Source organism: Aeromonas enterica (assembly GCF_054052465.1).
This window is the reverse complement of record NZ_JBSTYL010000005.1, coordinates 165,054-189,977: the sequence shown is the minus strand read 5'-3', so window position 1 is coordinate 189,977 and position 24,924 is coordinate 165,054. Positions and strand designations below refer to the sequence as shown.

24 protein-coding genes are annotated in these 24,924 nt (G+C 62.6%); 13 read left to right on the top strand and 11 right to left on the bottom strand.

The annotated features are described in order from the left end of the window. The first annotated feature begins 74 nt into the window (after positions 1 to 74). Genes ACW5XD_RS08250 through araA form a run of 3 tightly spaced genes read left to right on the top strand, consistent with a single transcriptional unit; the run spans position 75 to position 3,976 of the window. The gene (locus tag ACW5XD_RS08250) at positions 75 to 1,766 is read left to right on the top strand and encodes a ribulokinase (RefSeq protein ID WP_456494467.1); all 1,692 of its coding nucleotides are present in this window, start codon (positions 75 to 77) and stop codon (positions 1,764 to 1,766) included. Continuing rightward, on the top strand, positions 1,763 to 2,461 hold the full coding sequence (locus ACW5XD_RS08245; protein ID WP_456494466.1) for an L-ribulose-5-phosphate 4-epimerase: 699 nt from the start codon (positions 1,763 to 1,765) through the stop codon (positions 2,459 to 2,461). Before ACW5XD_RS08250 ends, ACW5XD_RS08245 begins: the two co-directional genes overlap by 4 nt. A 15-nt stretch (positions 2,462 to 2,476) precedes the next feature. Continuing rightward, on the top strand, positions 2,477 to 3,976 hold the full coding sequence (gene araA, locus ACW5XD_RS08240) for an L-arabinose isomerase (RefSeq protein WP_456494465.1): 1,500 nt from the start codon (positions 2,477 to 2,479) through the stop codon (positions 3,974 to 3,976). Positions 3,977 to 4,084: 108 nt separating this feature from the next. On the opposite strand, the gene ACW5XD_RS08235 is transcribed toward araA, so the two are convergent. Next, complete coding sequence (locus ACW5XD_RS08235) at positions 4,085 to 4,975, bottom strand: LysR family transcriptional regulator (RefSeq protein WP_456494464.1); 891 nt, start codon at positions 4,973 to 4,975, stop codon at positions 4,085 to 4,087. A gap of 116 nt (positions 4,976 to 5,091) precedes the next feature. Here ACW5XD_RS08235 and ACW5XD_RS08230 point away from each other — a divergent pair, with 116 nt between their 5' ends. From ACW5XD_RS08230 to ACW5XD_RS08205, 6 genes are all read left to right on the top strand, one after another. Next, on the top strand, positions 5,092 to 6,243 hold the full coding sequence (locus tag ACW5XD_RS08230) for a methionine aminotransferase (protein ID WP_456494463.1): 1,152 nt from the start codon (positions 5,092 to 5,094) through the stop codon (positions 6,241 to 6,243). A gap of 8 nt (positions 6,244 to 6,251) precedes the next feature. Then, on the top strand, positions 6,252 to 7,067 hold the full coding sequence (locus ACW5XD_RS08225) for a carbon-nitrogen hydrolase family protein (RefSeq protein ID WP_456494462.1): 816 nt from the start codon (positions 6,252 to 6,254) through the stop codon (positions 7,065 to 7,067). A gap of 61 nt (positions 7,068 to 7,128) precedes the next feature. After that, positions 7,129 to 7,899, top strand: a complete 771-nt coding sequence (locus ACW5XD_RS08220; protein WP_456494461.1) for an ABC transporter substrate-binding protein — start codon at positions 7,129 to 7,131, stop codon at positions 7,897 to 7,899. Positions 7,900 to 8,111: 212 nt separating this feature from the next. Next, entirely contained in the window at positions 8,112 to 8,828 is a 717-nt protein-coding gene (locus ACW5XD_RS08215) for a metallophosphoesterase (protein ID WP_456494460.1), read from the top strand. 194 nt (positions 8,829 to 9,022) lie between these two features. Beyond that, positions 9,023 to 10,450: an exodeoxyribonuclease I gene (sbcB, locus tag ACW5XD_RS08210; protein WP_456494459.1), complete on the top strand. Its 1,428-nt coding sequence runs from the start codon at positions 9,023 to 9,025 to the stop codon at positions 10,448 to 10,450. A 152-nt stretch (positions 10,451 to 10,602) separates the two neighbouring features. Then, positions 10,603 to 11,109, top strand: coding sequence for a hypothetical protein (locus ACW5XD_RS08205; protein WP_456494458.1), 507 nt, complete (start codon positions 10,603 to 10,605; stop codon positions 11,107 to 11,109). A gap of 77 nt (positions 11,110 to 11,186) precedes the next feature. On the opposite strand, the gene ACW5XD_RS08200 is transcribed toward ACW5XD_RS08205, so the two are convergent. Next, entirely contained in the window at positions 11,187 to 12,896 is a 1,710-nt protein-coding gene (locus tag ACW5XD_RS08200) for a glycoside hydrolase family 36 protein (protein ID WP_456494457.1), read from the bottom strand. A gap of 192 nt (positions 12,897 to 13,088) precedes the next feature. Between ACW5XD_RS08200 and ACW5XD_RS08195 the strand changes: the two genes are divergently transcribed. The 3 genes from ACW5XD_RS08195 (at position 13,089) to cdd (ending at position 15,200) form a co-directional block, all read left to right on the top strand. Beyond that, the gene (locus tag ACW5XD_RS08195) at positions 13,089 to 13,445 is read left to right on the top strand and encodes a CidA/LrgA family protein (RefSeq protein WP_456494456.1); all 357 of its coding nucleotides are present in this window, start codon (positions 13,089 to 13,091) and stop codon (positions 13,443 to 13,445) included. After that, positions 13,442 to 14,128, top strand: a complete 687-nt coding sequence (locus ACW5XD_RS08190) for an LrgB family protein (protein WP_456494455.1) — start codon at positions 13,442 to 13,444, stop codon at positions 14,126 to 14,128. The genes ACW5XD_RS08195 and ACW5XD_RS08190 overlap by 4 nt, the downstream gene beginning before the upstream one ends. A 187-nt stretch (positions 14,129 to 14,315) precedes the next feature. Then, complete coding sequence (gene cdd, locus ACW5XD_RS08185; RefSeq protein WP_456494454.1) at positions 14,316 to 15,200, top strand: cytidine deaminase; 885 nt, start codon at positions 14,316 to 14,318, stop codon at positions 15,198 to 15,200. Between the two features lie 67 nt (positions 15,201 to 15,267). Here cdd and ACW5XD_RS08180 read toward each other — a convergent pair whose 3' ends face one another. The 3 genes from ACW5XD_RS08180 to ACW5XD_RS08170 form a co-directional block, all read right to left on the bottom strand. After that, positions 15,268 to 16,932 (bottom strand): AMP-binding protein, encoded by a 1,665-nt coding sequence (locus tag ACW5XD_RS08180; protein ID WP_456494453.1) that lies wholly within the window; start codon positions 16,930 to 16,932, stop codon positions 15,268 to 15,270. Between the two features lie 97 nt (positions 16,933 to 17,029). Further along, positions 17,030 to 17,308 carry a YfcL family protein gene (locus tag ACW5XD_RS08175; protein ID WP_042872229.1) on the bottom strand — a complete coding sequence of 93 codons (279 nt, stop codon included), beginning with the start codon at positions 17,306 to 17,308 and terminating at the stop codon, positions 17,030 to 17,032. A 123-nt stretch (positions 17,309 to 17,431) separates the two neighbouring features. Further along, on the bottom strand, positions 17,432 to 18,547 hold the full coding sequence (locus ACW5XD_RS08170; RefSeq protein ID WP_456494452.1) for an ATP-NAD kinase family protein: 1,116 nt from the start codon (positions 18,545 to 18,547) through the stop codon (positions 17,432 to 17,434). A gap of 108 nt (positions 18,548 to 18,655) precedes the next feature. Here ACW5XD_RS08170 and ACW5XD_RS08165 point away from each other — a divergent pair, with 108 nt between their 5' ends. Further along, positions 18,656 to 19,387 (top strand): TerC family protein, encoded by a 732-nt coding sequence (locus ACW5XD_RS08165; protein WP_456494451.1) that lies wholly within the window; start codon positions 18,656 to 18,658, stop codon positions 19,385 to 19,387. Positions 19,388 to 19,444: 57 nt separating this feature from the next. Here ACW5XD_RS08165 and ACW5XD_RS08160 read toward each other — a convergent pair whose 3' ends face one another. The 6 genes from ACW5XD_RS08160 to phhA all read right to left on the bottom strand — a co-directional run bounded on the left by ACW5XD_RS08160 (position 19,445) and on the right by phhA (position 24,814). Next, positions 19,445 to 19,933, bottom strand: a complete 489-nt coding sequence (locus ACW5XD_RS08160; RefSeq protein ID WP_456494450.1) for an OmpA family protein — start codon at positions 19,931 to 19,933, stop codon at positions 19,445 to 19,447. Positions 19,934 to 19,935: 2 nt separating this feature from the next. Then, the gene (locus ACW5XD_RS08155; RefSeq protein WP_456494449.1) at positions 19,936 to 21,204 is read right to left on the bottom strand and encodes a diguanylate cyclase domain-containing protein; all 1,269 of its coding nucleotides are present in this window, start codon (positions 21,202 to 21,204) and stop codon (positions 19,936 to 19,938) included. Beyond that, positions 21,201 to 21,752, bottom strand: coding sequence for a YfiR family protein (locus ACW5XD_RS08150; protein ID WP_456494448.1), 552 nt, complete (start codon positions 21,750 to 21,752; stop codon positions 21,201 to 21,203). The genes ACW5XD_RS08155 and ACW5XD_RS08150 overlap by 4 nt, the downstream gene beginning before the upstream one ends. Positions 21,753 to 21,944: 192 nt before the next feature. Further along, positions 21,945 to 23,492: a transcriptional regulator TyrR gene (tyrR, locus tag ACW5XD_RS08145; protein ID WP_456494447.1), complete on the bottom strand. Its 1,548-nt coding sequence runs from the start codon at positions 23,490 to 23,492 to the stop codon at positions 21,945 to 21,947. Positions 23,493 to 23,626: 134 nt separating this feature from the next. Next, entirely contained in the window at positions 23,627 to 23,965 is a 339-nt protein-coding gene (locus tag ACW5XD_RS08140; protein WP_456494446.1) for a 4a-hydroxytetrahydrobiopterin dehydratase, read from the bottom strand. 54 nt (positions 23,966 to 24,019) lie between these two features. Next, positions 24,020 to 24,814, bottom strand: a complete 795-nt coding sequence (gene phhA, locus ACW5XD_RS08135; RefSeq protein WP_456494445.1) for a phenylalanine 4-monooxygenase — start codon at positions 24,812 to 24,814, stop codon at positions 24,020 to 24,022. Between the last annotated feature and the right edge of the window lie 110 nt (positions 24,815 to 24,924).

The window sequence follows — 24,924 nt, the reverse complement described above, 5'->3', positions numbered from 1 at the left end:
ATGGCTAACCGCCCGTCCGCGCCATCTCCTATGGTTCCTCCCCAGTTACCCCTCATTGATGGTCAGGAGCACCTATGTCTGAGCACCCCAGGTCCGAGCAGATCACCATCGGACTCGACTTCGGCAGCGATTCGGTCAGGGCACTCGCCGTGCGCTGCCACGACGGCGCTGAACTCGCGACCCATGTCGTCTATTACCCACGCTGGCAGGCAGGCCACTATTGCCAGCCGGTCACCAACCAGTTCCGCCACCACCCCCTCGACTATCTGGAATCCATGGAGCTGGCGGTGGTGCAGGTGGTGAGTCAGCTCACTCCTACCCAGCGCGCCGCCGTGCGTGGCATCGGGGTGGATAGCACAGGCTCGACGCCGGCCCCCATCGACAGAGACGGGCGTGTGCTGGCCCTGCGCCCGGAGTTTGCCGACAACCCCAACGCCATGTTCGTGCTGTGGAAGGATCACACCGCCATCGAAGAGGCGGAGGCCATCACGGCGCTGTGCCACGGCGGCCAGTTCCTCGACTACAGCCGCTACATCGGCGGGGTCTACTCCTCCGAGTGGTTCTGGGCCAAGATCCTGCACGTCTCCCGAGCCGATGCGGCAGTGCGCGCCGCCGCCTGCAACTGGGTCGAGCTGTGTGACTGGGTGCCCGCCATCCTGAGCGGCACCCAGGCCCCGGCCGACATCAAACGCGGACGCTGCTCCGCCGGCCACAAGTCTCTCTGGCACCCGAGCTGGGGCGGCCTGCCCCCTGCCGAGTTTCTCAACGCGCTGGATCCGCTGTTGACCCAGGATCTCGACACTCCCCTCTTTACCGACAGCTGGACCGCCGATCTGCCAGTCGGCACCCTGACCCCCGAGTGGGCCGAGCGGCTGCACCTCTCCTGCGAGGTGGTGATCGCCGGCGGCGCCTTTGACTGCCACATGGGGGCGGTCGGGGCCGGGGCCGGCAACAATGCGCTGGTCAAGGTGATCGGCACCTCCACCTGCGACATCCTGATCGCCGACGAGGCCACCATAGGCGATCGGGCCATTGCCGGGATCTGCGGCCAGGTGGACGGCAGCGTGGTGCCGGGCATGGTGGGGCTGGAGGCAGGGCAATCGGCGTTCGGCGACATCTATGCCTGGTATCAGCGCCAACTCAGTTGGCCGCTGGACAGCCTCGCCGCCCAATACCCCGAGCTGCGCACCGCCATCGAAGCCCACAAGCGGGAGCTGCTGCCAAGCCTCGCCGCCGCCTGGGAGCAGCAGCGCGATCTGGCCCACCTGCCGGTGGTGCTCGACTGGTTCAACGGCCGGCGCACCCCTTACGCCAACCAGCGCCTGCAAGGCACCGTCACCGGGCTCAACCTTGGCACCGATGCGCCCGACTTGTTCGGCGCCCTGGTGGCCTCCACCGCCTTCGGGGCCCGCAGCATCATGGAGTGCATGACCCGTCAGCAGGTGCCGGTGGAGCAGGTGATCGCCCTGGGCGGCATCGCCCGCAAGTCGGCCACTGTGATGCAGACCTGTGCCGACGTGATGAATCGCCCCATCCAGGTGGTGGCCTCGGATCAGTGCTGCGCTCTCGGCGCGGCCATCTTTGCCGCCGTGGCGGCCGGGATCCATGGTGATGTGGCCGAGGCCCAGCGCCACATGGCGAGCGCCGTGGAACGCACCCACCAGCCACACCCCGAGCGGGTCGCCGAGTATGAGCGCCTCTACCAGTGCTACCTCGCCTGGGGCGCCGCTGCAGAACCCCTCTACAACCGGGGGATAACTGCATGAACCTCTACACCCTCAAGGAGCAGGTGCTCGCCGCCAACCTGGATCTGCCGCGCCACGGCCTGGTGACCTTCACCTGGGGCAACGTGAGCGGCATCGACAGAGAGCGCAATCTGGTGGTGATAAAACCAAGCGGCGTCAGTTACGAGCGGATGCGGGTCGAGGACATGGTGGTGCTGGATCTGGCGGGCAAACAGCTGGAGGGGGCCCTGCGCCCCTCCTCCGACACCGCCACCCATTTGGTGCTCTATCGCACCTATCCGGAGCTTGGCGGCGTGGTACATACCCACTCCACCCACGCCACCGCCTGGGCCCAGGCGGGCCGCCCCATCCCCATTTTCGGCACCACCCAGGCCGACTACTTCCACGGCGAGATCCCCTGCTCACGCCTGCTCACCCCGGGTGAGGTCGAGGAAGATTACGAGGGGCTGACCGGTCATCTCATCGTCGAGACCCTCAAACAGACACCCATTCTCACCATGCCGGGGGTGCTGGTGGCCAACCACGGCCCCTTCAGCTGGGGCAAGGATGCCGATGATGCTGTGCACAACGCCGTGGTGCTGGAAGAGGTGGCGCACATGGCTTGGCTCACCGGCCAGATAAACCCGCAGGCCAACGCCCTGCCCGATTACCTGCTGGAGAAACACTACCAGCGCAAACACGGCAAGCACGCCTATTACGGCCAGACAAAAGCATAAACAGAGGACACCAAGATGGAATTCATGAAACAGCTGGAAGTGTGGTTTCTGGTCGGCAGCCAGCACCTGTATGGCGCCACCACCCTGAAGCAGGTGGCCGATCACGCCCACACCATCACCAGCCAGCTCAACGAGCGCGCCGGTCTGCCGGTCAAGATAGTGCTCAAGCCCACCGGCACCACCCTCGACGAGATAAGCGCGGTGGCCCGGGATGCCAATCACGATGAGCGCTGCATCGGGCTCATGGTGTGGATGCACACCTTCTCCCCCGCCAAGATGTGGATCCCGGCCCTCAGCCAGTTGCAAAAACCCCTGCTGCAATTCCACACCCAGTTCAACCGGGATCTGCCGTGGAGCGAGATCGACATGGACTTCATGAACCTGAACCAGACCGCCCATGGCGGCCGTGAGTTCGGTTTCATGGGGGCTCGCCTGCGGCTGCCGCGCACCGTGGTGGTCGGTCACTGGCAGGATGAGGAGGCTCACCGCAAGCTGGGCAACTGGATGCGCGTCGCCGCCGCCATTCACGACAGCCGCCATCTGAAGATCGCCCGCTTCGGCGACAACATGCGCAACGTGGCGGTCACCGAGGGCGACAAGATTGAGGCCCAGATCCAGTTCGGCTATCAGGTGAACTACCACCCGGTCGGCGATCTGGTGAAGGTCATCGACGCCGTGCCCGCAAGCGATATCGAGGCACTGCTGGCCGAATTTGAGGCGACCTACACCCTGACCGAGGCGGTGCTGGCGGGCGGGGTGCTGCGCACCTCCCTCTATGAGGCGGCGCGCCAGGAGCTGGGGATGAAGAAATTCCTCACCGACGGCGGCTTTGGCGCCTTTACCACCACCTTCGAGGATCTCCATGGCCTGCACCAGCTGCCGGGGCTCGCCTGTCAGCGCCTGATGCAGCAAGGCTTCGGTTTCGGCGCGGAAGGGGACTGGAAGACAGCGGCCCTGCTGCGCACCCTCAAGGTGATGGGGGCCGGTCTTGCGGGCGGCACCTCCTTCATGGAGGACTACACCTACCACCTGGAGGCGGGCAACAACCTGGTGCTGGGGGCCCACATGCTGGAGGTGTGTCCCTCCATCGCCGCCGATAAACCCGTGCTGGATGCCCAGCATCTGGGCATAGGCAAGAAGGCCGACCCGGCCCGCCTGCTGTTTGCAGCCCCCGCCGGCAAGGCGGTCAACGCCAGCCTGATCGATCTGGGCAACCGCTTCCGGCTGGTGGTCAATCAGCTGGAAGTGGTGGACTTGCCAGAAGCCATGCCCAAACTGCCGGTGGCCAGCGCCCTGTGGCAGCCCATGCCGGACCTGCAGACCAGCGCCGAGGCCTGGATCCTGGCCGGGGCCGCTCACCACTCTGTGTTCACCCAGTCGGTGGATATCGAGCAGCTGCGCACCTTCGCCGATCTCATGGGCATAGAGTTAGTGGTGATCGACGAGCACACCCGCATTCCCGAGCTCAAGCAGGCCCTGCAGTGGAACGAGGTCTACTACAAGATCTGCCGCTAACGCCTTAATCGGCCAGCGGCCACCAGCATGACAACAGCCCCGCCAGCGGGGCTGTTTCTTTGATTGCGCGCACAGATGTCACCCCGCCAGACGAGGCGCTGACGGCGATCAGGAATGGTCGCGGCTCTCCAGCAACCAGTGACAGGTGCGAGCCACCCCCTGGCGCTGGCTGTCGGGTCGGGCGAGCAGGGCGTATTCGTGGTCCGTCTCCAACACGGGGGCAAAGGGGGCGACCAGGGCGCCGCTCTCCAGCTCCTCGGCCACTATGGTCGGGTCCCCGAGGGAGAGGCCAAAGCCCTGCAGAGCCGCATTCATCGCCAGGTCCAGGGTATCGAACAGCTGGCCGCCCTGAGGTTGCCAGGGAGTATCGAGGAAGGCCGCAAACCAGTTGCGCCAGTCCCGCCGATCCGTGCTGGCATGGAGCAGGGGCAGTCGGGGCAGCTCGCTCAAATCGCGCTCGAATAGACGGTGCTTGGCGGCAAAGGCGGGGGCACAGACCGGGGTCAAGCGCTCCCGAAACAGCGGCTGGCTGTGGGAGTATCTGGCCTGACAGGATTGATAGACGATAGCGAGATCGAAGGGCTCGCGGGAGAAATCGATGCCGTGGCTGTGACTGCCGCGCACCTCCACCGCCTCCCCCTCGAAGTCCTGCAACCGTCGCAGCAGCCAGCGACTGGCGCAGGAGGGCACCTTGATGCTGATGGCCTGCTCATGGGGCAGGGTTTGCAGGGCACAGAGCCCCTCCCCCATGCGGGCCAGCCCCTCACTGATGAAAGGCAGCAGCCGCTCGGCTGCCGGGGTCAAGGTGAGGCAGCGGGTACCGCGCACGAACAGCAGATGACCGAGACGGGCCTCCAGCTGGGCAATCTGCTTGCTCACCGCCCCCTGGCTCACGCACAGCTCGTCGGCGGCCAGGGTGAAACTCAGATGGCGGGCAGAACACTCGAAAACCTGCAAGCCATACAGGGGTAACTGGCTACGGGGCTGGCTGGTCAACATTCAAGGCTCCATGCTTGAGAAAAACTCATGCGTAACATGCCGAATAATCCGTTGTCCGGCAAGGGTCCGCGAGGCTAAAAAGGGACATCTTTCACACACTCTCAAGTGATGGCGCTATGTCCTCCCCCCGCATTGTCAGCAAACTGCCCCAGGTGGGTACCACCATCTTCAGCGTGATCGGGGATCTGGCCGACCGCCATCCCAGCATCAACCTCTCCCAGGGGGCACCGAGCTTCCCCTGCGATCCCGAGCTCATCCGAGTGACACACGAAGCCATGCTGGCCGGGGAGAACCAGTATGCCCCCATGACGGGGCTACCCGCCCTGCGCGAGCAGCTCACAGCCAAGATAGCGGCCAACTATGGCCACCACTATGACGCCGGCGAGGAAGTCACCATCACCGCCAGCGCCAGCGAAGCCCTGTTCTGCGCCATCACGGCCCTGGTGCACCCGGGGGACGAGGTGATCATGTTCGAGCCAGCGTTCGACAGCTACCGCCCCATGATCCAGCTGCAGGGGGCCACCCCTGTGGTGATCGCCCTCAAGGCGCCAAGCTTCGCCATCCCCTGGGATGAGGTGGCCGCCAGCATCACACCGCGCACCCGCATGATAGTGCTCAACACCCCCCACAACCCCACCGGCATCGTCTGGCAGGCGGGGGATCAGGAGCACCTCGCCCGCCTGGTGCGCGGCACCGACATTCTCATCCTCTCGGACGAGGTGTACGAGCACGTGGTGTTCGACGGCGCCCTGCACCAGAGCGTGATCCGCTATCCGGAGCTGGTGGAGCGCTCCGTCGCCGTCTTCTCCTTCGGCAAGACCTTCCACGTCACCGGCTGGCGGGTGGGTTACTGCGTGGCTCCCCGCCCCCTGATGGAGGAGATCCGCAAGGTGCACCAGTTCGCCATGTTCGCCGCCGACACCCCCATGCAGTACGGCTTCGCCCACCTGTTGCAGCAACCGGCCCACTATCAGGGGCTGGCGGCCTTCTACCAGCGCAAGCGCGACCTGCTGACCTCGGCCCTGGCGGACTCCCGCCTGACCCTGCTCCCCTCCGCGGGCAGCTTCTTCATGCTGGCGAGCTACGAGCGGATCAGCGACGAGCCGGACAGCCTCTTCGTGCAGCGGCTGATCCGCGATCACGGGGTCGCCACCATACCCGTCTCCGCCTTCTATCACGACGGCACGGATCAGCGGGTCATCCGTCTCTCCTTCTCCAAGGATGACGACACCCTACTGGCGGGCGCCGAGCGCCTGTGCGGCGTCTAGGAGGCAATATGGATTCACTGCGCGTTGCCGTTCTGCAGATGGTCTCCGGGGATGATCTCGACCACAACCTGACCCAGGCCGAGGCCCTGCTGCACCAGGCGGCCGCCGAGGGGGCCGAGCTGGTCCTGCTGCCCGAATATTTCTACCTGATGCCCGAAGATGAGCGAGCGCGGGTCTCCCTGGCCGCCCCCGTGGACGATCATCCCCTGCTGGCCTGGGCGCAGGGGCTGGCCCGGAAGCTCGGGATCTGGCTGCTGGCAGGCACCCTGCCCCTTGAAAGCGATGAGCCCGGCAAGATGCACAACAGCAGCCTGCTCATCGACCCGCAAGGGCAGCTCGCGAGCCGTTATGACAAGTTGCATCTGTTCGGCTTTTGTACCGACCAGGAGCAGTATGACGAGGCCGCGACCATGAGCCCGGGCCGGGAGGTGGTGAGCCATCCCCTGCCCTGGGGCCTGCTGCGTTTCGGGATCTGCTACGACCTGCGCTTCCCCGAGCTGTTTCGCCAGGATCCTGCCCCCGACTTTATCGCCCTGCCCGCGGCCTTCACCCACACCACCGGGCTCGCGCACTGGGATCTGCTGCTGCGAGCAAGGGCGGTGGAAAACCTCGCCTTCGTGCTGGCATCGGCTCAGGGGGGAACACACCCGGGTGGACGCCGCACCTTCGGCCACAGCATGATCATCGATCCTTGGGGCCGGGTGCTGGCCCAGGTAGAGGAGGGTCAGGGGCTGGCCATCGCCACCCTGGATCTGGCGGCCCAGCGCAGGGTGCGCAGCCAGCTACCGGCCCTCACCCATCGCAAGATAGCCGTCGGCCCCTAAGGCCGGTACATTCAAGACCATCGGCATGACGCCACAGACGTACAACTGCAAGGGACTGACCATGAAACTCAATACACTGATGATGCTGGTGGCCCTGGCCACCGCCGGCCAGGCGGCCGCCAAACCTCTGGTGATCGCCACCGACGCCACCTATCCCCCGTTCGAGATGGTCGACAGCAGCGGCAAGCTCGGCGGTTTCGAGGTCGATCTCGCCTATGCCCTGTGCGCGGCCATGAAGACCGAGTGCGAGGTGATCAACCAACCCTGGGATGCTCTGCTCCCCGGCCTGCAGGTGCGCAAGTACGACGCCATCATGTCCTCCATGAACATTACGGACGAGCGACGCCAGAAGGTCGCCTTCAGCCAGGTTTACTATATGATGCAGAACCGCTTCGTGGGGCGCAGCGACAAGGCGGCCGGCTTTGCCGACACCCCTGAGCACTTCAAGGGCAAGGTGATAGCGGTGCAGGAGGGCACCCCTCAGGACAACTTCATCACCGCTCGCTACGGTGACGTGGCCAAGATCAAGCGCTACGTCAACGCCCAGTCCCCCATGCTGGATCTGCAGTCCAGCCGCGCCGACTACACCTTCGGCAACATGGTGCAGTTGAAGGTCGGCTTCCTCGACAAGGAGATGGGCAAACAGTTCGCCTTCGTCGGCCCCCAGTTCAACGGCACCCAGGACAAGACGCTGGGTGAAGGGGTGGCGGTGGCCCTGCGCAAAAACGATGACAAGCTCAAGAGCCGGTTCGATGCCGCCATCGAGAGTGTCAAGGCCGACGGCACCTTCGACACCCTGCTCAAGAAGTACCAGCTCGAAGACCTGCTCTGATCCCGACGACGAGCATCCGTCAGGCCATACCTTGCATGCCAGTCGACACCGACTGGCATTTTTTATCCCGGTGATGCGGCGCACTCAGGCACGCAGGCGTTTGCCTCTTCAAGGCTGCGGCAGAGCGTGCCATGCTGCAACTATCCATGGGTCATGAACGCGTCATCGCGCAACCGCCGTTGCCGCGTACCGACCAGGCAAGGAGGCTAGCCATGAACCCGTCCCCGCTGATCAGACGCTTCTCCCGCAATCCTCTGGGGCGGAATCTCGCCGTCGGCGATATCCACGGCTACTTTTCGCGGCTGGAGCAGACCCTGAACCAGGCGGGATTCGACCCCGCTCGGGATCGCCTCTTCTCCGTGGGGGACTTGACGGATCGCGGCCCCGATTGCACCGCTGTGCTCGAATGGCTGGCCAGGCCCTGGTTCCACCCTGTCTGCGGCAATCACGACGACTACGTCTGCCGTTACGAGAGCTGCGATCGGGAGAACTGGATCCAGAACGGCGGCGGCTGGTTTCAGCAACTGACTCCAGGCGAGCAGGCGGCGTTCGCCGCCCACTACCGCACCCTGCCTATCGCCATCGAAGTGGCCACTCCGGCCGGCCCGGTCGGGCTGCTCCACGCCGATTGCCCCTTCTCCTCCTGGCAGGGGCTGCTGGACACACTGGATGCGGGGGTGAGCGTCGGGAGGCTTAGGGCCATCAAGAGCGTCTGCCTCTGGTCAAGGCGCCGCATAGAGCGGCTGGACGAGAGCGGTGTCGAGGATCTCGTCGCCCTGGTGGTGGGGCACACCCCGGTGGGCCTCCCGGCCCGCCTTGGCAACGTCTACTACATAGACACCGGCGGCTGGTATCCCGACGAAGGCGGCTTCTTCACCCTGCTGGACCTGCATACCCTGATGCCGGTGGCGCTGGGGGCATCCCGATGAGTCACCTGAGTGTGCAATCCGCGATCATGCTCGGCCCCTTGATCCGGCGCCCTTGAATGTTCAATAAACCGGCAGCCGGGCTGCCTGCCCTTCGTTCTGTCTGCGCTATGGTTTACCATGCAGGCAATTGTGGTGCATGGCACCGCCCACTCAGGTGCGTGGCACCACCGCATCGGACACCCATCTCGGAACTTATGAGCAAAACAGCACAATCCGGCACAGCGCCCACCTTCTACTTCCACGATTACGAGACCTTCGGCATCAGCCCGGCGAAGGACAGGCCGGCGCAGTTCGCCGGTATTCGTACCGATGCGGATTTCAACCTCATCGGTGAGCCGCTGGTCATCTATTGCAAGCCGCCAGCGGACTATCTGCCAGAGCCGGAGGCCTGCCTCATCACCGGTATCACGCCACAAAAGGCGATGAAGGACGGGCTGTGCGAGGCGGATTTCATTGCCCAGATCCACGAGCAGTTTGCCACCCCAAATACCTGCGTGCTGGGCTACAACAGCATCCGCTTCGATGACGAGGTGACCCGCTACACCCTCTATCGCAATTTCTACGACCCCTACGCCTACAGCTGGCAGAACGGCAACTCCCGCTGGGACATACTCGACATGCTGCGGGCCTGCTATGCCCTGCGCCCGGAGGGGATCGAGTGGGCATTTGACGAAGAGGGCAAGCCGAGTTTCAGGCTGGAGAAGCTGACGGTGGCCAACGGCGTAGCCCACGCCAATGCCCACGATGCGCTCTCCGACGTGCTGGCCACCATAGAGATGGCCAAGCTGGTGAAAAAGGCCCAGCCCAAGCTGTTCGGGTATCTGTTTGACCTTCGCAACAAGAACAAGGTGAAGGCGCTCATCGACGTGGTGACCATGAAGCCGCTGACCCATGTCTCCGGCATGTTCTCCCCCTGGCAGGGGTGCGTCAGCTGGGTGTCGCCGCTCGCCTGGCATCCCAGCAACCAGAACGCGGTGATCATGGTGGATCTGACCCGCGACCCAACCCCGCTCATCGAGCTCACCAGCGACGAGATCCGCGAACGACTCTATACCCGCAAGGACGAGCTGGGGGATCTGGCGGCCATTCCGGTGAAACTGGTGCACATCAACAAGTGCCCGGTGCTGGCGCCGGCGGCCACCTTGACCTCCGAGCGTGCCGACCAGCTTGGCATCGACCGGGAGCAGTGCCGCAAGAGCCTGGATCTGCTGCGGGCTCATCCCGAAGTACGGGAAAAACTGGTGGAGGTGTTCAATCAGGAGTTCGCGGGCAACAACGACTCGGATCCGGATACCCAGCTCTACGCCGGCTTCTTCGGCCACGGCGACAAGGCCACCATGGATCTGGTACGTGCCACCCCGGCGGATCTGCTGGGCGAGCGGGAATTTGCCTTTACCGACTCACGGCTGCCCGAGATGCTGTTCCGCTACCGCGCCCGCAACTGGCCGCACACCTTGAGCGAAGCGGAGCAGAAGCGCTGGCGCCTGCACTGCAGCGACTACTTCAGCCGCCGTCTACCCGACTATGTGCCGCGCCTCGAAGCGTTGGCCGAACAGAATCAGGGGAACGATCGGAACTTTGCCATCCTCAAGAGCCTCTATCACTACCTCGAAGATCTGTGAGATGTGACTCACCTCACGGTTAAATGACTGTACGCTCCCCTCGCCCAAGACATAATGGGAAGGGGAGCAAAGACTCCCGAAGTTTCAATTATTTGTGCGCTAACATTGCATTAACGGCCTTTGGCTATCGACCCTTGGGGATGCCTCATCTGATGCGCTCAGGATTATCCGGTTTCGGTTTGCTCGTCTGCTCCCTGCTGCCTTCGGCCGGCATGGCGGGCGTTCGTTTTGATGTCCCCGACTATTTGCTGCAATTGCCGCAGCAGACTTATCAGCTGATCGAAAGCAACTTCAGCCAGCTCTATCAGCAGACCGACTTCACTCCCCAGATCACCAACAGCTATTTCAACCGTTCCGATCTATACAACTTCGTCGGCGTACCGCTGGCCATCACCCCCCAGGCTGGTTTCCAGCTGGAGGTGTTTGGCCAACTCTACAACCGCGCCTCCCAGAGCTATGTGCACATGAGCCAGGACATGTCGCTCTATCGCATGATCCGGGCCGACATGATGGGCAACACCAATGACGAGGTCGCCATCGGCATGGGGCTCGGCATACCGCTCAGTCCGCAGCTCGCCTTCAAGGCATTGCTCTCCAGCAACGAGATCCCGGGCTATGGCGCAGCCAATTACGCCATCGGCCTCGAGTGGCGTTATTGACTCCAAACTCCGACATATTGACCCTTTACCAATAATTCAGGCTCCCATGGGAGCCTGAATTATTATTGCCAGTGTGATCAACGGTAGCGGATCACCCGCCCCTCGCCCGCTTGCAGAGTGATCGCGGTGCCGACTGCCCCCTCATCCCAGAAATCCCATCCCCCTTCCGGCAGCAAAAACTCCTGGGGTTGTCCCTCCCAATTGAAGAGGCAGAGCAGGGAGCCTCCTTGTGGCAGACTCACTTCACCACTGACAAACTCCATTGACTCAAAGCGGGCGGCCGGAGCACGGGCCGCGCACAGAGCCAGCAATTTGTGCAGCTGCGCCGCCTGTGCTGCATCAAGATCCTGCAACCGGTCTCCGGCCAGCATCATGCCACCGCTCGCCACCAGCGCCGCCAGATGGAAACGGTACTCGGCAGGGCTGGCCTGCTGACTCGGCAGATCCCGCAGGCAGATGCAGTCAGGATCCAGCGCCCACAGCCGCTCGTTTTGCCAGGCGCGGCAAAAAGCCTCGCGGGCAATCTGGCGAAAACGGTGGCCATTGCGCTCCACGTCATCGCTCACCCGCATGCCGTGCACCAGCCCGAGGCTCGGCCAGATGGGGGCGTTGCAGCCGAGCAGGAAGGCGCCCTCGCCAGCCCCGCGCAAGATGGCCGCCATGCCGCGCCGATAGGCCTCGACCCGGGTGGCGGAAGGATCATGGAAGCGGCCGCCGTGAATGGCGCCCCAGAAGTTGGCATCCAGCTTGAAGTAGTGAATGCCCCACTGCTCGCGCAGGGTGCCAAACACCCGCGCGAGGTGAGCCTGCACCTCGGGGTGGGTACCGTCCAGCACATACCAGGGAGTACAACGCCAGCCGCCATAAGTGACCCGCTCGGAGGGAAGCGGCAGGCCGTCATCCCCCTTCACGAACCAGTCCGGGTGATCCTGAAACACCTGCGAGGTGGGCTCGGCAATAAAGGGGGCAACCCAGAGCGCAGGCTCGCAACCGGCACTGCGGATCTCCGCAGCCAGGGCCGCCACGCCCTGTTCGAACTTGGGCGAAGGGGTGAGCCAATCCCCCATCTTCGCCTGATATCCATCGTCGATCTGCACGTAGCGCAGGGCCGGAAAGTGCTCGGCCCGCACCGCCAGATTCTCGCGAATGTCGGCAGCGCTCACGTCCGCATAGTAGTGGTACCAGGAGCACCAGCCACTGGGACGCTCGCCGACCTGGCCGATCAGTGAGCCATGCTCAGCCTCAATCCGCTGTGCCAGTTCGGCCAACAGCGCTTCGCGATCCGCCCCCTCCAGGCAGACAAGTGCCTCGCTCTGCCAGTGGTGGCCGGCAGGCAACGGGCGGTCCTCGCAATTCATCAGGATCTGCAGACGGCCATCGGGATAGAGGCGAAACTCCCCGCCAAAACGGTGGCAGCTGGCGAAGGCGAGCAGCAGCCAGCCTTTGTCATGTTCCACCAGCAGCAGGTTGTGAACCGTGTGGTAACCGTCATCATCGCTGATGCGATAGACGCCGGCATCGGGGCAGCGGCCTACCGGCTGCGGGGTATGCCAGCTGCCCATGGTCTGGGCCAGCATCTGAAACCCTTCACCATATACAAGGGCATCGGTCGGAAGGCCAAGTTTGCCGTCAAACAGCATCCAGCGGCCGACCGGCGTGGCATCAGGGCCTGTGTTGTCGAGCCTGACCCGGCATACTGGCCCCTCCCACTGGCGGGTTTGCAACAAGTCCGGGGGCAGACAGCTATCGGCTGCCAGTTGACGCACACGGGACAAAAGGGATGTCATGGCTACTCCTTGTCATTCATAAACAACATAAAACAGTTCAGAGCCTGTTCGTTCGAAAAGTGCATCTATCATAAAATTTTCAATATAATCAGCTGAGAACTAACCGGTTTCAGCTGTTGTTGTTTTAATGCCGCGACCCTGCTGCTCTGGTAAACTGCCCCATTCATTCACAGTTACCAAGTTGGGGCTAACGTGATCGCGCAACGTGCCTTGCTGTACCTTCGTGACTTTCTGGTCATAGTCGCCTGCCTGCTGGCAGGCAAAACCCTGGCAGCCATACTGCCGTTCGCCTTCCCCGGCAGCATCATCGGCATGCTGCTGCTGTTCGTGCTACTCTCCCTGCAACTGGTGAAACTGCACTGGGTCGAGCTAGGTGCCGGTTTGCTGCTGCGCCACATGGGTATTCTGTTCGTGCCGGTGGCGGTCGGGCTGGTGGCCTGGCTCGAGCCGCTACGCCAGTCGTTCGGCCTCATCATGCTCTGCATAGTGCTGGGGATAGTTCTGATCCTCGGCACCGTCGGTCGGCTCTACCAGAGGATGAACAGATGATCTTCTGGTTTGCCATCCCCCTTACCCTGGCGCTCTATTTTGCCACCCGAGCCCTCTATCGCCGCCTGCCGTGGCCCATCATCAATCCCGTGCTGGTGCCCACCGCCGTCATCATAGGCCTGCTGCTCTGGCTCGATCTGCCGCTGGATCAGTACGAGAGCGGTACCCGCCCCATCACGGCGCTGCTGGAACCCGCCGTGGTGGCGCTGGCCCTGCCCCTCTACCAGCAAGCCCGCCAGATCCAGGCCAAGCTCAAGCCCATCCTAATCTGTACTCTGGCCTCCGTCTTGATCTCGGTCTGCACTACCTTGGCTGTCGGTCATTTTATGGGCGCCGATCCAGCATTGCTGGCATCCTTGGCCACTAAATCCATCACCACCCCGCTGGCCATGAGCGTCAGCCAGTCCCTCGGTGGCATTCCGGCCATCGCCGCCGCCGTGGTGGTGGTCGTTGGTATTGTTGGCGCACTCATCGGCTACCCGCTGCTCGCGCTGATGCGAGTGACCGACCCCGAAGCCCAGGGGCTGGCCATGGGGGCCTGCGCCCACGCCATCGGCACCGCTACCTCCGCCGAGAAGGGCATTACCCAGGGGGCCTTCTCGTCGCTCGCCATGGTGGTGTGCGGCATCCTCACCGCCGCCGTGGCTCCCCTGCTGTTTGCCATTTACCACTGGTTGAGCTGAGTCGTACCGATTTTCGGTTGTGCGGGCCTTGCGGCCCGCCACAGTGCGAGCTGACGCACAGTTTGCGCAAGACAAACGTTTCCTTTACCATCCCTCTCCTTTTGCCCGTCAGGGCGTGAGCATGCTCACACATTTTGCCGAGCTTGCTCCCTACAATGGCCCCCCAATTGGCCTTTGAGGACACACTATGCATCCCCGTTTTGCCAAGCCACTCGATACCCTGCCCGCCCCGCTCAAAGCCGCCGTGCAGCCCATGCTGGATAGCACCGGCTTCAATGCCCGTTTCACGCCGGAGCAGGTTGCTACCCTGAAAGCCGCCACCGGTCTCGATGATCGCGCCCTGCGCCTGGCCTTGCTGCCACTGGCCGCCGCCTGCTCGGTTGCTCCCATCTCCAAATTTTTTGTCGGCGCCATCGCCTGCGGCCTGAGCGGCACCTGGTATTTCGGCGCCAACATGGAGTTCGCCGGCCAGGGGCTGTTCCACTCGGTCCATGCCGAGCAGTCTGCCATCTCCAACGCCTGGCTGGGCGGCGAGACCGGGATCAGCGAGATCACTGTCAACTACACCCCCTGCGGCCACTGCCGCCAGTTCATGAACGAGCTGAGCACCGCCAAGATCCTGAAAGTCTCTCTGCCCGATGACTTGAGCGCCCTGCAATCTTTCCTGCCCCACTCGTTCGGGCCGGCGGATCTCGACATCACGGACGCGCTGATGAGCCCGCAAGCCCACGACGAGCTGCAACTTGAGAGCGAAGATCCGCTGTGGCAAGCCGCGCTGGCCGCCGCCCGCCAAAGCTACGCCCCCTACAGTCAGGGCTACGCCGCCGTGGCGCTGCAATTTGCCGATGGCCGCCTCTTTTGTGGCCGCTACGCCGAAAACGCCGCCTTCAATCCCAGCCTGCCGCCGATGCAGATGGCCTGCGCCCATGCGGTGCTCAACGGTGAAGATCTTGCCACCATCCGCCGCGCCGTGCTGCTGGAGAACAAACACGGCCAGATCAGCCAGCGGGACTCCGCCCAGTCCACCCTCAAGGCGCTGGGCTCGGTCGAGCTGGAATACCAGGCCGTCTGAGGTAAAAGACGCCCAACAACAAGGGGAGCCACTGGCTCCCCTTGTTGTTTCTGCTGCTCGCTGAGGGTCAGGACTCCCAGATGATGCTCTGGGAGGAGGACCAGGCTTCACCGATGTCCGCGTATTTCTGCTCCAGCAGGTGGCGGCGGATCTTCATGGTGGGGGTGAGCACGCCGTTCTCTATGTTCCAGGGGCTCTTCACCACCAGGATACCGCGAATTCTGGCGTGGGATTCCAGCTGCTCGTTGACCCGGTTGCGCGCCGCCTCCAGCTGGGCGTTGATGGTGTCCCGGTTACCCTTCATGGCGCTCTCGGCCAGCTGTACCAGCGCCACCGGCTGGGGCATGCCGTAACCTATCACGCACAGCTGCTCTATGATGGGCTCCTGCCCCAGCAGCCCCTCGATGGGCACGGGTGCCACGTACTTGCCCTTGGCGGTCTTGAACACATCCTTCATCCGACCGGTGATGGTAAGGTAACCTTCCCTGTCCAGCTTGCCCATGTCGCCGGTGTGGAGCCAGCCATCGCCGTCGATGGCCTCGGCAGTGTGTTCGGGATCCTTGTAGTAACCCAGCATCATGCCGTCGCAACGGCAGAGGATCTCCCCCTCATCCGAGATGCGGATCTCGACGCCGGGCCCCGCCTTGCCGACTGTGCCTATCTTGTCGGCCCTGAACGGATAGTTGAGAGTGGAGAATGCGTGGTTCTCGGTCATCCCCCAGGCCTCGGTGATCTCGATGCCGATGCTGTGATACCACTCGAGCAGGGCTGGTGACACCGGCGCCGAACCGCAGCCCAGCACCCGCGCCTGATCCAGTCCCAGTCCCTTTTGCAGCTTGCGCTTGATGAGGCCCGAAACGAATGGGATCTTGAGCAGCAGCTCGAGTTTCTTCTGGGGCAGCTTCTCGTGGATCTTGATGCGGAACATGGCCCACAGCCGCGGCACAGAGATAAACACGGTGGGACGGCAGCGCTTGACGTCCTCGATGAAGGTATCGAGGGACTCGGGGAAGGCAATTTCGGCGCGACCATAGAGGCTGCCACCATAGACATAAACGCGTTCCGTGATGTGGGCGAGCGGCAGATAGGAGAAACCACGGTCCTGGTCACACAGCCCGACCGCCTCCACCAGCTTCTCGCACGACCAGGCGTAACGTTCGACACTCAGCATGGCGCCCTTGGGCTTGCCTGTGCTGCCGGAGGTATAGACCAGGCTCAGCAGGGAGTCCGGTGCCTGCACCGGGCTGTCAGGAATGGGCTCGTGCGCTTCCAGCAGATCATCCCACTGGTGGCTGGCTGGCATGCTGTCATAGGGAAAAGCGATACGCAGCAGATCGGCGGGGACACCCGCCTCCTGGCTCTTCCAGTCATCCAGCTTGCCCACGAAGATCGCCTTGGCCTCGCTGTGGCGCAGCACATATTCGATGGTGTCGACGTTGGCGGTCGGATAGATGGGTACGCTCACATACTGCCCCATCTGCATGGCCAGATCGGCAATGAACCACTGGGCGCAGTTCTTGGAGAGCAACGCCACCTTGTCACCAGGAACCAGCCCCAGATGACGCAGTGCCGTCACCATGCGGCGCGCCTCGTCGGCCACTTTACCCCAGGTAAAGTCGACGTATTCGCGGTTGATGGTTTGACGAAGGTAAACCCGGTCAGGACACTGCCGCTCCCAGTGATAGAGCATCTCGAGCGGCAGTTTGTTGGCAATACGTGAAGAGGAGGCCATAGTTTAATCCCTGAAACAAAAGGCGAAACTTATTATTAACGTTTCACTAACCTCAGGGAAGGATAAACTCAAACTTCTGTTTGAAATGTGTATCCGATCAAGCTTCTGCTTGTTGCTGCAAACGAATCCACATTGCCTGTACCAGCTTCTCATCTTCTTCGGAGAGCTCACCCTCCAGAATGGCTTCGTTCAGACTGCGCAGCACATAGCTTTTCACATCCCGCACCAGGTTCTTGCCCTCCAGCTCGGCTCGCGCCACCGCCAGCGAGATGTGGCCACGCAGATAACCCCCGGCAAACAGCTCATCTTCGGTCGCCGTGGCCACCATGCTGTCTATCAGTCCCAACAACTTGTGCTCAAAATCATGAATCGTCATGTAACGCAGCCTCATTTTCAGAGTGGCTGGCAAAAAATTGCCGGCAAAATAATTCGGGGGAGTGGAACCGCTATCCGGTTGATCACGGCTCTCTGGCGCCAGGCCAGCCGCATCCTTGATGCCCTATTCCGGGTTGGCCACCGGGTAGATGACCTGATCCTTGTATCCCGTGGTTATGCGCAGATAACCACTTAACGACCGGTTCAGTGCCGGGTCGTCGGTGTCCACCAGCAGCGGCCTGCCCGCGAGGGCCGCCAACTTGGCCTTGGTGGCCAGGACCTGGATCTGGCCCCGCCCGACAGCCCGGATCACCTCTGGACTCAGTTGCTGATTTCCGCGCCCGAACAGATGTCCCTGTCCGCCGATCAGGGTAATGATCAGTCGGCAGTGACGACCGCGGATCCGGGTCAGGATCTCGGCGGCGGACAGATCCTGCCCGATAAGCTGGCCATTTTCCACCAGATCCACACCGAGCAGGGTATTTTCCAGCCCCAGCTCTGCCATGCAGGCGGCGACCGTGCTGCCCGACCCCATCAGGTAGAGGGTATCGGGTTCCATCTGCTCGACCACACCGGCGGCGAGATCCGCCAGCACCAGCTCCTCGGACTCCCGTCCCCCCTGCTTGACCGCCTGCACGTAGCGCAGATCGCCGGGCACCAGCAACTGGCCGTAGTGGCGAGCCCGCACCTTGCCGGCGCGAAACGCCTCCTCGTCGATGTCCATCACCTCGGCATCCACCAGGCTCAGCAATTCGCCAGCGATCATCCGCGCCACCACCCGACCGCTGGCGGCCGGGGTCACCCCATAAACGCCGGAGTGAATTTTGCAGCCCGCCGGAATGCCGAGTACATGACACGACTCTCCCACGGCAGCGCAGATGTCACGCGCCGTGCCATCGCCACCGGCGAACAGCAGCAGATCGATGCCTGCCTCGCGCATTAGCTCGGCGGCAGTGCGGGTATCAGCCGCCGTGGTGGTGTCGGCGGCGGGCCAATAGACGATACGACAAGACAGCTGGAGCGACGCCGCAAGATCGGCACCCATCTCGCCTGCGGCTGTGATCAACTCGAATGAGTCGGCGAGACCGCACAGGGGCAGCAGGGCTTGCCGCGCCCGCTCCTGCGCTCTGGGCACGGCGCCCAGCGCCAGTGCCTTGGCCACCACGCCATCACTGCCCTTGAGACCGACCGCGCCGCCAATGCCGGCAACCGGGTTAATGATGAGTCCTAAACGAAACATAGATTTCTCCCTCAAATCGCCCGCCATTTTATCTTTTCAAGGCGCTGGGACAAGCCATGTTGCGCCTGCTAGAATGCGCTGCTTCAATTTTTTAACCAAGGTTCAATCATGCTGGAATGGGTTCTTGATCCCTCTGCCTGGGTTGCACTCGCGACCCTGACCCTGCTCGAAATCGTGCTGGGCATAGACAACATTATCTTTATCTCCATCCTGGTCGCCCGCCTGCCGGAGGCGCAACGTCAGAAGGCGCGGATCCTGGGTCTGGGCCTCGCCATGGGCACCCGCATACTGCTGCTGCTGTCGCTCGCCTGGGTTATGCGCCTGACCGAGCCGCTGTTCACCGTGCTGGGCGAGGCCATCTCGGGTCGCGATCTGATCCTGCTTCTCGGGGGCCTGTTCCTCATTGGCAAGAGTGCCCACGAGATCCACGCCACCCTGGAAGGCGCGGCGGAGCCAGAAGGCTCAATCGCGGTTGCGTCCGGCTTCGTCAGCACCCTGATCCAGATCGCCATCCTCGACATCGTCTTCAGCCTGGATTCGGTCATTACCGCCGTGGGCATGGCAGATCACGTGCCCGTCATGGTGCTGGCCATCATGATCGCCGTCTTCATCATGATGTTCGCCGCCAAGGCCATCGGGGATTTTGTCGATCAGCACCCCACCATCAAGATGCTGGCCCTCTCCTTCCTCACCCTGGTCGGCTTCGCGCTGATGGCCGAGGGGATGGATCTGCACATTCCCAAGGGTTACATCTACTTCGCCATGGCCTTCTCGCTGACGGTGGAGATGATCAACATCCGCCTGCGCAGTCACCACGACCGCGAGAAGCTCGAGCAGTAAAGCCAGAGCACAAAAAAGAGCGCCATAAGGCGCTCTTTTTTTATCCACACAACCGGCTTATTCGTTGCTGATGACGATGGCAACGCGGCGGTTCTCGGCCCGTCCGGCAGCGGTCTTGTTGTCTGCCACCGGATCCCGCTCACCACGACCACGGATGTCCAGATTGGCAGGCTGCATACCGACCGACACCAGTACCTCGGCCACCGATTTCGCCCGTTTCAGTGAGAGCTGATCGTTGTAGAGCTCGGGTCCGTTGGAATCGGTATGGCCGTCTACCCGAGCCTTGTTCAGGCCGACACCCAGCAAGGTCTTGCCCAGCTTTTCCACCAGGACACGGGTCTTGGGGGTGAGGGCTTCCACGTTGTTGGCAAACAGCACCCGGTTGGAGAAGTCCAGCGTCCACCCCTCGTCGGTCAGGCGAAAGCCCTGCTCCTTGAGTACGGCGATCTGCTCTGCCGTCAGGCCTTGGGGGGTGCTTTGGCAACCCACCAGCACGCTCAACAGCAGGCCGATCAGAGCGGTTTTCATCAGGACATGGATCTTCATTGTTATTTTTCCTCTGCAGAAACATCGAATTCCAGCTGGTCATGGAGTGCAAGCTCCCGACGCAGCCGCTTGGATTGGTACATGGCGTTGTCGGCCTGCTGCAACAGCTCGCCAGCTGTCAACCCCTGATCCGGATAGAGGGCCATGCCTATGCTGATGGCCGCCACCAGCTGGCGACCATCCTCCAGCACCACGGGGTCGGCCATGGCCTGTTGGATGCGGGATACCACATCCAGCGCCTCGCTCTCTTGCAGCACCGGGGTCAACAGGATGGCAAACTCGTCCCCCCCCAGCCGGCATACCAGATCCATCGGCCTGAGCTGATGTTGTACTCGTCTGGCCAGGGCGATCAGCACGTCATCGCCGGCGGCATGGCCCAGGGTATCGTTGATCTGTTTGAAGCGATCACAATCGAGGTAGAGCAGTGCGAAGCGCTCGTCATGCAGCCGGCCCGTGGTGACCGCTTGATCCAGACGAGCCTCGAAAAGCGCGCGATTGGGCAGGCCGGTCAAGGCATCGTGGGTCGCCCGGTGCAGCAGGCTGGCGTTCTCCCGCCGCTGATGAGCCTGCCAGGCTTCCAGCTCGTCGAGCAGGGAGTTGAAGTCCTGGCCGAGCTCGTGCAGCTCGGCGATATGCGCCTCGGGGACCCGCATGGCCAGAATGCGCCGACGGCTGACACTGTGGGCCACCTGTGCCAGCTCCCTGAGTGGCATTGTGAGGGAATTTTGCATCCGGCGCGCCACATAGAGCGCCCCCAGTGCACTGAGGACGAGACAGACCAGCATGGCCAGCAAAGTCTGCAACAGGAACAACAGCAGATACTGGCCGTGGCCGACCAGATGGATGCGGGCTATCTCCACCCCGCCCCGCATCATGGGCTGATCAACCGGGCCCGGCAGTATGAGCCTGGCCAGATACTGCTCCAGCCCAAACCAGGGGGTGCTCATGGTCCGGTTCCAGCTTGCCAGCGGCTGGCCCGTGGGCAGATAGATGCTGGCCTGCGCCACATCCTCATGGGTGACTATGGCTTGCAACGCCTCCTTGGCGGCCTCTTCATCACGAAATACCACCGCAGCCTCGCTGGTATAACTGATGGCGCGGGCTACCAACTCCAGATTGTGATCCGCGTAGAGACGCAAGGCCAGCAAGGCGATGCCGGTCAGCAGCAACCCCGCCATGCAAACTGCGGTCAGGGACGTCACCAGGTGGGTGCGCCCCAGACTCTGTCGCAAGGTGAGCCGCTGAGAGGGGGGACGAAAGAGCCCTATCATGGTGTCTCCTCATCCGCCTTGGCCAGCTTCAATACTGCGGGATGCACTCGCACGCCACTCCTGGCCAGGGCATCCAGATTGACTCGAAACCGGATCCGCTCCTTGCCAATTTGCAAACAGAACACGGAATCGGCGACACATTCGGCGCTCTGCTCACTGATGCTGAGGATAGCGTGACCACGCAGCCGCTCGAACAGCGGCAAACGCAGCTCCGGGGACAAGACTCCCAGATAGAGTACGTCGCAGCGTTTCCCCAGCATCTCGTCATCGACATCGTAGCGATGGACGCTGACCAGCCGGCCGTTGGCCTGCTGTTTGATGGAAAAAAGCGCGGTTGCATACTCCGTCGGCGCCGCCACACACAATCGCAGCTCGCCTGGCTCGGTCGGCCAACGGGTATAGCTCAGAATATCGAGGACTGTCTGGCGCACCTGCTCGGCACGCAGCTCGGCAGAGGTGAGCGAAACAGGTTCAGTGGCGAGGGCCAGCGAACAGATCAGCGGCATCAACCACGCCATGATTCGAACCAGTGAAAGAGAGTGCATCATGCCTGCGCTTACAGCCACCTCAGTGCCCACGCATGGCATATGACCGAAGGTGGGAGCCGGTTGGAGATAGTATTGAACTTGTCAGCAGCATGACAAGGTACAACCCGCAGAGCAAGGGCCTGGCCAGACCGGTAGCACAATAATAAAGAGGGCCCCCCTGCGTGAGCCCTGCCATAGGGGACATTCATGGGATTACTTCTTGCTGATCCCGTATTCCCGCAACTTGTTGGCGATGGCGGTGTGCGACACGCCCAGCCGTTTGGCCAGCTGGCGGGTGGAGGGAAAGGCCGGATAGAGCCGCTCCAGCAACCGGCTTTCGAAGCGTTTCACCGCCTCGTCCAACCCCCCTTCGAACCACTCGTCGATGAGCGGCATGGCATCGGCAGCGACCGGCAGATCCACATGCTCCGGGCCTATCTCGTCCCCTTCCAGCAATGTCATGGCCCGATAGAGGCAGTTGCGCAACTGGCGCACGTTGCCCGGCCAGCGGTAGGCCGTCAGGTACTCGGCCATGTTGCGGGTAAAACGCGGGCGGGGCCGCTGCAATTCACTGGCGAAGCGGGAGACAAACTGCTGGGCCAGCGCCATGATGTCCGCCTTGCGCTCGCGCAGCGGTGGCAGCGCCAGGCTCAGCACGTTGAGGCGGTAGTAGAGATCTTCCCGGAACTTGCCGTCGTGCACCAGATCCAGCAACTGCTTCTGGGTGGTACAGATGAAGCGCACGTTGACCTTCACCTCCTGCTCGTCCCCCACCCGGCGGAACACGCCATCCTGCAGCACCCGCAGGAACTTGGTCTGCAGATGGGGGGACATGTCACCGATCTCGTCCAGCATCAGGGTGCCACCGCTGGCCAGCTCCAGCACGCCACGTTTGCCTTCGGTGTTGTTGCCAAAGGCGCCGGGGGCATAACCGAACAGCTCGCTCTCGGCCACGTTGTCCGGCATGGCGGCGCAGTTAAGGGCCATGAAGGGATGGCTGGAGCGCAGACTGGCGCCGTGGCAGGCACGGGCCAGCAGCTCCTTGCCGGTGCCCGTCTCGCCGACGATGAGCAGTGGTGCGTCCTGCATCGCCAGCTTGCTCGCCTCCGACAACACTTGCTTCATCTTCTGACTCTCGGCCTGCAGGTGTTCAAAGCCCCCCACTTCCACTGCGTGCAGCGCGCTGAAGTGCATGCCGACCCGACGGGCAGATTTGAGTACCACCACGGCGCCGGCCAGGGCCTGACGCCCCTTCTCTTCGGCCACGAACAGCGGCATCAGATCCGCCAGATACTCTTCACCATTGAAGCTGAGCTTGCAGGTCTGCGGCTTGATCTCGTTCGCCTCCAGCCAGCGGCTGAAGGAGAAGCCCTTGACCAGGGAGCCAAGGGCCATGCCACGTATCTCTTCTACCGGCAGAGCCAGAGTAGTGAGTGCCGACTGATTGGCCTGGGTCACCTTGCCCTTGGCATCGAGGGAGAAGACCAGATCAGGCAGCGCCTTGAGCAGGGCCTCGATCTCGTGGTGCTCGCGCTCGGAGGGCATGTAGGGGATGGTCTTGACGTCATAGACGCCGGGAATGCGACGGATCTCCGGCATCAGGTGCTGGAAATCACGAAACTCCAGCTCGGGAAAGTTGAGATAGATGATGCCTGAGGTATCGATTTCGATGCCGCGCAGATCGATATTGTGCTCCACCAGACGGTCGAGCAGTTCCCGGGTCAGGCCCAGGCGGTCTTCACAGCTGACTTCAAGACGCATTCGGAACACACTTCCTAGCTAACTCTATGAATGACCGAATAATACAGACTCGATCCCGCCAGTGCGAGCGCCAGCCCATAAAAATGCGGGCCCGCCCCGCTTTCGCCGGGCAGGCCCGCGCCATCTACTGCCGTTTAGTTGAACAGCTGGTCGGTACGCGCTGCCATGATGAAGTCGTTGCGGTGCAGCCCGCCTATCTTGTGGGTCCACCAGCTGACAGTCACCCTGCCCCATTCGGTCAGGATCGCCGGATGGTGGAACTCTGCTTCCGCCAGTTCCCCCAGGCGGTTGGTGAAGGCGAGCGCCTCCTTGAAGTTGCGAAAGGTAAATTCGCGCCGCAGCTGCAGCTCTCCTTTCACCACCAGCGGCTGCCAGTCGGGGATCCGCTGCATCAGCTCAGCGAGTTCCTGTTCGCTCACCTTGGGGGCATCGGCGCGGCACGCTTCACACTGCTGGCTTGCCAGTTCGGACATGGGGTTCTCCTTGTTCATCAATGGGGATCGGATAACAAAATGGGTCTGATCAATTCAGCTCGCCTGTTTGCCGCCAGCCGGTGCGAAACGGGGCGGACGCAGCCCCAACCGGCGGGCATCGGACACCATGGCCATGATGCCCTGATCCGCTAGGCGGTAGAGATCGGCCAGCTCGGGCAACACGAAATAGGTGGGCTGCATGATGTCGATGCGATACGGCGTACGCAGCACCTCGATGGGATCGAACGGTTGCAGCACGGGCTGACCGCCAAGGGCATAGGCGGTCTCGCCGATGGAGGAGAGAATGCCCCCACCATAGATGCGCAGCCCCGCCGGAGTTGCCAGCAGGCCAAACTCCACCGTGAACCAGTAGAGCCGCGCCAGAAAGACTCGCTCCTCCTTGCCTGCCTGCAGGCCGAGCTGGCCGTAAACATGGGTGAAGTGAGCGAAGGCGGGGTTGGTCAGCATGGCGCAATGGCCGAAGATCTCGTGGAAAATGTCGGGCTCTTGCAGATAGTCCAGCTCGTCCCGGCGGCGAATAAACGTGGCCACCGGAAACTGGCGGTTGGCCAGCAGGGCAAAGAAGCGATCAAACGAGATAAGCGCAGGTACGGCGGCCACCGACCAGCCGGTGGCGGGTTGCAATACGGCGTTGATCTGGGCCAGCTGGGGGATGCGATCACGGGGCAGATCGAGACGAGCCAGCCCCGCCAGGTATTCGTCACACGCCTTGCCTTCGAGCACCGCGAGCTGGCGCTCGATCAGGATCTGCCAGGTGCCGTGCTCCTCATCCGTGTAATGGATGACGCCCTGAGGGTCCGGCTGGTGTGCTGTGTAGAGACTTGCCATGAAAGGTTCCATCCTGTACGCCCACCCGGTAACCCAAGCAGCGGCGACTCATGTTTGACTGATGGGATCACTGTAACGGTTTGCCCCTTAAAAAAGCAGCCGACCCTGGG

Excerpts from the sequence above, each read along its gene's own strand:
- ACW5XD_RS08250 (WP_456494467.1), top strand. The coding sequence starts at position 75 with ATGTCTGAGCACCCCAGGTCCGAGCAGATCACCATCGGACTCGACTTC.
- ACW5XD_RS08245 (WP_456494466.1), top strand. The coding sequence starts at position 1,763 with ATGAACCTCTACACCCTCAAGGAGCAGGTGCTCGCCGCCAACCTGGAT.
- araA (WP_456494465.1), top strand. The coding sequence starts at position 2,477 with ATGGAATTCATGAAACAGCTGGAAGTGTGGTTTCTGGTCGGCAGCCAG.
- ACW5XD_RS08235 (WP_456494464.1), bottom strand. The coding sequence starts at position 4,975 with ATGTTGACCAGCCAGCCCCGTAGCCAGTTACCCCTGTATGGCTTGCAG.
- ACW5XD_RS08230 (WP_456494463.1), top strand. The coding sequence starts at position 5,092 with ATGTCCTCCCCCCGCATTGTCAGCAAACTGCCCCAGGTGGGTACCACC.
- ACW5XD_RS08225 (WP_456494462.1), top strand. The coding sequence starts at position 6,252 with ATGGATTCACTGCGCGTTGCCGTTCTGCAGATGGTCTCCGGGGATGAT.
- ACW5XD_RS08220 (WP_456494461.1), top strand. The coding sequence starts at position 7,129 with ATGAAACTCAATACACTGATGATGCTGGTGGCCCTGGCCACCGCCGGC.
- ACW5XD_RS08215 (WP_456494460.1), top strand. The coding sequence starts at position 8,112 with ATGAACCCGTCCCCGCTGATCAGACGCTTCTCCCGCAATCCTCTGGGG.
- sbcB (WP_456494459.1), top strand. The coding sequence starts at position 9,023 with ATGAGCAAAACAGCACAATCCGGCACAGCGCCCACCTTCTACTTCCAC.
- ACW5XD_RS08205 (WP_456494458.1), top strand. The coding sequence starts at position 10,603 with ATGCGCTCAGGATTATCCGGTTTCGGTTTGCTCGTCTGCTCCCTGCTG.
- ACW5XD_RS08200 (WP_456494457.1), bottom strand. The coding sequence starts at position 12,896 with ATGACATCCCTTTTGTCCCGTGTGCGTCAACTGGCAGCCGATAGCTGT.
- ACW5XD_RS08190 (WP_456494455.1), top strand. The coding sequence starts at position 13,442 with ATGATCTTCTGGTTTGCCATCCCCCTTACCCTGGCGCTCTATTTTGCC.
- cdd (WP_456494454.1), top strand. The coding sequence starts at position 14,316 with ATGCATCCCCGTTTTGCCAAGCCACTCGATACCCTGCCCGCCCCGCTC.
- ACW5XD_RS08180 (WP_456494453.1), bottom strand. The coding sequence starts at position 16,932 with ATGGCCTCCTCTTCACGTATTGCCAACAAACTGCCGCTCGAGATGCTC.
- ACW5XD_RS08175 (WP_042872229.1), bottom strand. The coding sequence starts at position 17,308 with ATGACGATTCATGATTTTGAGCACAAGTTGTTGGGACTGATAGACAGC.
- ACW5XD_RS08170 (WP_456494452.1), bottom strand. The coding sequence starts at position 18,547 with ATGTTTCGTTTAGGACTCATCATTAACCCGGTTGCCGGCATTGGCGGC.
- ACW5XD_RS08165 (WP_456494451.1), top strand. The coding sequence starts at position 18,656 with ATGCTGGAATGGGTTCTTGATCCCTCTGCCTGGGTTGCACTCGCGACC.
- ACW5XD_RS08160 (WP_456494450.1), bottom strand. The coding sequence starts at position 19,933 with ATGAAGATCCATGTCCTGATGAAAACCGCTCTGATCGGCCTGCTGTTG.
- ACW5XD_RS08155 (WP_456494449.1), bottom strand. The coding sequence starts at position 21,204 with ATGATAGGGCTCTTTCGTCCCCCCTCTCAGCGGCTCACCTTGCGACAG.
- ACW5XD_RS08150 (WP_456494448.1), bottom strand. The coding sequence starts at position 21,752 with ATGATGCACTCTCTTTCACTGGTTCGAATCATGGCGTGGTTGATGCCG.
- tyrR (WP_456494447.1), bottom strand. The coding sequence starts at position 23,492 with ATGCGTCTTGAAGTCAGCTGTGAAGACCGCCTGGGCCTGACCCGGGAA.
- ACW5XD_RS08140 (WP_456494446.1), bottom strand. The coding sequence starts at position 23,965 with ATGTCCGAACTGGCAAGCCAGCAGTGTGAAGCGTGCCGCGCCGATGCC.
- phhA (WP_456494445.1), bottom strand. The coding sequence starts at position 24,814 with ATGGCAAGTCTCTACACAGCACACCAGCCGGACCCTCAGGGCGTCATC.